Genomic DNA, 4674 nt, shown 5'->3' on the forward strand with positions numbered 1-4674 from the left:
TCCCCCGCCGCTCACGCCCCGCAACCTGTCGCGCCTGCCCCACCACGCCGCGTACCGCACCACCGCCACGCCCGAGGAGGCCGCCGACCGGGTGCAGGCCGAGCTCAAGGGGTGGCGGGTGCGGCGCAACGACGGCGACGGCCGCGTCCCCGGCACCATCGAGCTCTCCTCCGAGCGCGGCTACACGCGTGAGGTGGGCAACATCGTCTTCCACTTCGGTCTGCTGGCCCTGCTCATCATGTTCGCGGCGGGCAAGTTCGTCTACGCCGAGGGGATGCGCGTGATCATCGCCAACGCCGAGTCGCCGGCCTTCTGCAACACCACCCCCAGTGCGTACGACACGTTCCGGGCGGGCCTGCTGGTCGACGGAACCGATCTCGAGCAGTTCTGCATCAAGATCGAGGACTTCCGCGCCGACTACCTGCCCAACGGCCAGGCCGAGATGTTCACCTCCAACGTGCGGTTCACCGAGGAGGTCGCGACCACCGATCCGCAGACGTGGGAGCCGTTCGAGATGCGGGTCAACCACCCCCTTCGCATCGGCTCGACCCGCGTCTACCTGCAGGGCCACGGTTTCGCGCCCACCTTCACCGTCACGTTCCCCAACGGTGAGACCCGCACGGACACCCAGCACTGGCAGCCCACCGAGCTGCAGACCTTCTTGTCGTCGGGCATCATGCGCTTCGACCCGCCGGCCGGCATGTACCCCGACCTGCGCGAGCGCCGCACTCAGCAGATCGCTGTGCAGGGCCTGTTCGCGCCCACCGCGTCGTTCGACGGAACCCTGCTGAGCTCGCGCTTTCCCAACATGGACGACCCGGCGGTGGCGATCGACGTCTACCAGGGCGACGCCGGGCTCGACACCGGGCGGCCGCAGTCCATCTTCTCGCTGGACTCCGATCTCATCGAGTCGGGTGCGCTCGAACGGCAGGCGCGCGTCAACCTGTTCCCCGGCGAGTCCACCACCCTCCCCGACGGCACCGAGGTCCGGTTCGACGGCGCCGAGGAGTTCATCAACATCCAGGTCTCCGAGGACCCCACGCAGATCTGGGTCGGCGTGGCCGCCGTCGTCATGATGGGCGGGTTGATCCTCAGCCTGATGGTGCGGCGCCGCCGGATCTGGGCGCGCGTGATCGTCGACGACGACGAGGTGACCCGTGTCGACCTGGGTGGCCTCGCCCGGACGGACCGGATGGGCTGGGGCTCGGAGTTCGACGACCTCCGGGACCGGCTGGTCGCAGCGGCGACCGTCACACCCGTGTTGCCCGAGGAGGCCGACTCGGGACACACTGCAACCAGTCGCGGCTCCGCCGGCGACGCTCCGCGGAAGGACGACACCCGGTGAACACTCTGATACTCGCCCAGGGCCTGCCCATCGACGAGACGCTCTCGACGTACAGCGACCTGGCGTTCCGTACCGCGTTCGGTATCTACGTCCTGGCCCTGATCGCCTCCTTGATCTACTACGCGGGGTTCCGCGTGGCGAAGGTCTCCGATCGCGAGCTGGTGGGCGCCGGCGGGCCGGGGTCGACCGCGGCGGGCCCGACGGGGGCCGGGCTGACCGAGTCCACCTCGCTCACCGACACCGGTGACGAGAACCGCGCCTCGGCGGGCAGCATGCGCTGGGCGCGGATCGCGCACCTGTTCGTGATCGTCGGGTTCGTCTTCCAGGCCGCCTCGCTGGTGCTGCGCGGGCTGGCCACCGACCGGTTCCCGTGGGGGAACATGTACGAGTTCATCCTGGGCACCACGCTCTTGGCGATGGGCGCGGGACTGATCTGGCTGCGCAAGCCCGCGCTCCAGGTGGTGTGGCCGTACATGCTGGTGCCGGTGCTGGTGCTGCTGTTCGTCGGCGGGACACACCTGTACTCCGACGCCGCGCCCGTGGTGCCCGCACTGCGCTCGTACTGGCTCCCGATCCACGTGTCGATCATCGCGCTGGGCTCGGGGATCCTGCTCGTCCCCGGCGTGGTGTCCATCATGTACCTGCTGCGCGTCTGGCAGCCGCAGGGCCGGGAGACGGGCTGGGGAGCGGCCCTGACCCGGCCGCTCCCCGCCGCCGAGACCCTGGACCGTCTGGCGTACCGCACCACGGTGATCGGCTTCCCGATCTTCAGCGTGGGCATCCTGCTGGGCGCGGTCTGGGCGGAGAGCGCGTGGGGCCGGTTCTGGGGCTGGGATCCCAAGGAGACGGCGTCCTTCATCTCCTGGGTGCTCTACGCCGGGTATCTCCACGCCCGCGCGACGAGCGGCTGGGGCCCCAAGAAGGCCGCCTGGATCAACATCGCCGGATTCGCGGTGCTGGTGTTCAACCTGTTCTTCATCAACATCGTGGTCTCGGGCCTGCACTCCTACGCCGGGCTGAACTGAGGCATCCAGCCCCGCCGTGCCGGGCATCCGCGCGAGCGCCTGCCCACTCCTCGCACAGCCGCCCGTCGCGATGAACTCTCGCCTGCGCATAAGTGACGGCAGGAGTACGTCCAGGGGAGCGGCTGGCACAGCGGCTGGCACAGGGGGCTGGCACAGGGGTGCGCGCAGCCCCTCACAGCTGCGCGAGCAGGTCCTTCCACACGGGTTTCCAGTAGCTGATCGCCTCGGCCGAGTCGAGCTTGGTGTGCGTCAGCCCCACCGAGGCCTTGCCGTTCTTCTTGTCGCTGAAGTTCAGGGCCACGCGCGTGCCGTCGGCCAGCGGGACCCGCCAGTAGCGCCACTTCTCGCTGCTCGACGTGGTCGCGGGGGCCTCGATCCCGACGCCGCCGAACTCCTCGCGGTCGCCCGCGAGCGCGACCCACGCCTGCAGCGCCGTGTCCATGTCCCCGCTGATGGTCCGCGAGGTGGACATCTGGAAGTCGCCGGTGCACGACTGCCCCGGAACCCGCAGTCCGGCGTGCTGCTCGTAGGCGATGGCCGTGCCCTGGGCCCACCACTCGGCGCGCTCGACGGACTCCGGCATCATCTCCAGGGTCGCCTTGGCGATCGCCGAGTGCGGCAACTCGCGCGCGCCGGCCCGCTCCAGCATCTCGACCCACTCCTCCCACGGTCGGCCGGTGGCGGAGGCGATGGCGGAGGTGTTGGAGGGTCTGGTCATGGAATCATGATGCCCCGCCGGCGGCCGATTCGCGGTCAACGGTCGAACCGGACGCCGACGGGGCGAGACGCGTGCCCGCGCGGAGCGAGAGTTCCACCGGCTAGAACTTCACCGCGAGGTCCTGGCTGCCGATCCGCCTCAGCCCCCAGACAAAGGTGAGAATCGGCATGGTGCACCACAGCAGGTTGAGCAGGACGAACTTCACCCACATCTCGACCGGGCTGGACATGTTCTCGAGCTTGTTGGCGATCTCGACCCCGAAGTACACCGCCGGCAACGTGACCTCCACGACCATTCCGGACATGATCAGGCCGAGCTGGTTGACCGTGAAGCGCTTGCCGTTCCGGAAGAATTGGATGATCGCGTAGAGCTCGAACGCGCCCACGAAGACCGCGATCCATTCCATGGTGACGACCAGCGGGTCCCCGTTGAGGTAGCGGGCATCGCCTCCCATCAGCACCGGGGCCCACATGTAGGTCCAGAGGGACTGGTTGAGGACCCCTTCCTTGATCTTGTCGAAGAAGAAGAGCCAGGGCAGTTCCCAGATGAATCGTGGCGCCAGGGCGATGAACACCCAGACGATGATCGTCGCGCCGAGGCGCTCTGCCCGCGTGCGCTCCGCCTGGCCCGGAAGCCGCATCCAGGGCAACGCCAGCGCTGTGGCGAAGAGCCCTACGACGCAGAGCACCATGGATGTCGACGTGATCTGCTGGGGGATCCCGACCTTGGTCTCGAGGAACCAGAAGACCGGATGGATCGCGAAGAAGGCGGCGAGGACTCCGAAGAGTCCTCTCTGGAGAGAGGAGAGCCCCTTTCCGTCCTCGCGTGGGCGAAGGACACCGAGCAGCGCCTTCAGTAGTGACGACGAACTCCTGTCGCCCGGTGCAGTCGCGGATTCGGATCGCGATGCGGTGTCGGTGACGGTCGCCGTGGTCGTTGCGGCGACCGAGTCACCCGGGGCCCGGGAGTTCCAGCGAGTCCGCGCGAAGCGTCGCGCGGCGTTGATCACCGTGGAGATCGAGGTGGACGCCACTTCATAGATCTGGGCGAACAGGCTCTTGGGCTGGAGCGTGGCGCCGTGGGGGTGTCCTGGGGACGCGTACTCGTCGCCGGGATATGCAGCTGTCATGGGTGGTTCCTCCGGGGGCCGGGCGTGGCTCGGTGATTCGGCTACGGCGAGTTCGACGCCCCACCGAAATAATTAAGCCACTTAATAGTGAAGTCGCTTCACCGTAGCCGACCGCGTACGGTGGGTCCACCCCCAGGAACGGATTGAGAATGAGTGCCGATCGCGCCCGCGCCGAGCTCGAGTCCGCGGTCACCACCGCGATGCTGCGGGTCTTCGACAAGGTTCAGCGTTCCCGGCGGCTGGCCTGCGACTACGGAACCGGCGATCGACTGACGATGGTGGAGGCCGAGGTCTGTCACCTCGTCGCCGCCGAACGCGCGATCTCGCCCAGCGAGCTCGCCGAGCGGACCGGGGTGAGCAGGTCGGCCGTCTCGCAGGCGTTGAACAGGATGCGCGAGCGTGGCCTCGTCGTCGTCGACCAGCCGGCCGGAAACGCCCGGGCCCGGGAGGTTCGGGT

At 68.4% G+C, this 4674-nt stretch carries 5 protein-coding genes; 3 read left to right on the forward strand and 2 right to left on the reverse strand.

All coding sequences use genetic code 11. The annotated features are described in order from the left end of the window. Together G6026_RS00525 and ccsB are read left to right on the forward strand one after the other, a co-directional pair. Positions 1-1345, forward strand: a 1345-nt coding sequence (locus G6026_RS00525) for a cytochrome c biogenesis protein ResB (protein ID WP_182611931.1), incomplete at its 5' end; no start/stop codon positions are given. Continuing rightward, complete coding sequence (gene ccsB, locus G6026_RS00530; RefSeq protein ID WP_182611932.1) at positions 1342-2370, forward strand: c-type cytochrome biogenesis protein CcsB; 1029 nt, start codon at positions 1342-1344, stop codon at positions 2368-2370. The genes G6026_RS00525 and ccsB, both read left to right, overlap by 4 nt. Positions 2371-2542: 172 nt before the next feature. Here ccsB and G6026_RS00535 read toward each other — a convergent pair whose 3' ends face one another. Continuing rightward, complete coding sequence (locus G6026_RS00535) at positions 2543-3088, reverse strand: hypothetical protein (protein WP_182611933.1); 546 nt, start codon at positions 3086-3088, stop codon at positions 2543-2545. A 100-nt stretch (positions 3089-3188) separates the two neighbouring features. Beyond that, positions 3189-4217 (reverse strand): hypothetical protein, encoded by a 1029-nt coding sequence (locus tag G6026_RS00540; RefSeq protein WP_182611934.1) that lies wholly within the window; start codon positions 4215-4217, stop codon positions 3189-3191. A 149-nt stretch (positions 4218-4366) separates the two neighbouring features. Between G6026_RS00540 and G6026_RS00545 the strand changes: the two genes are divergently transcribed. Next, positions 4367-4674, forward strand: a 308-nt coding sequence (locus G6026_RS00545; protein ID WP_182611935.1) for a helix-turn-helix domain-containing protein, incomplete at its 3' end; no start/stop codon positions are given.

The organism is Dietzia sp. DQ11-38-2 (assembly GCF_014145055.1).
Taxonomy (GTDB): domain Bacteria; phylum Actinomycetota; class Actinomycetes; order Mycobacteriales; family Mycobacteriaceae; genus Dietzia.

Coding starts and splice junctions, on each gene's coding strand:
- G6026_RS00535 (WP_182611933.1), bottom strand. CDS start 3,088: ATGACCAGACCCTCCAACACCTCCGCCATCGCCTCCGCCACCGGCCGA.
- G6026_RS00540 (WP_182611934.1), bottom strand. CDS start 4,217: ATGACAGCTGCATATCCCGGCGACGAGTACGCGTCCCCAGGACACCCC.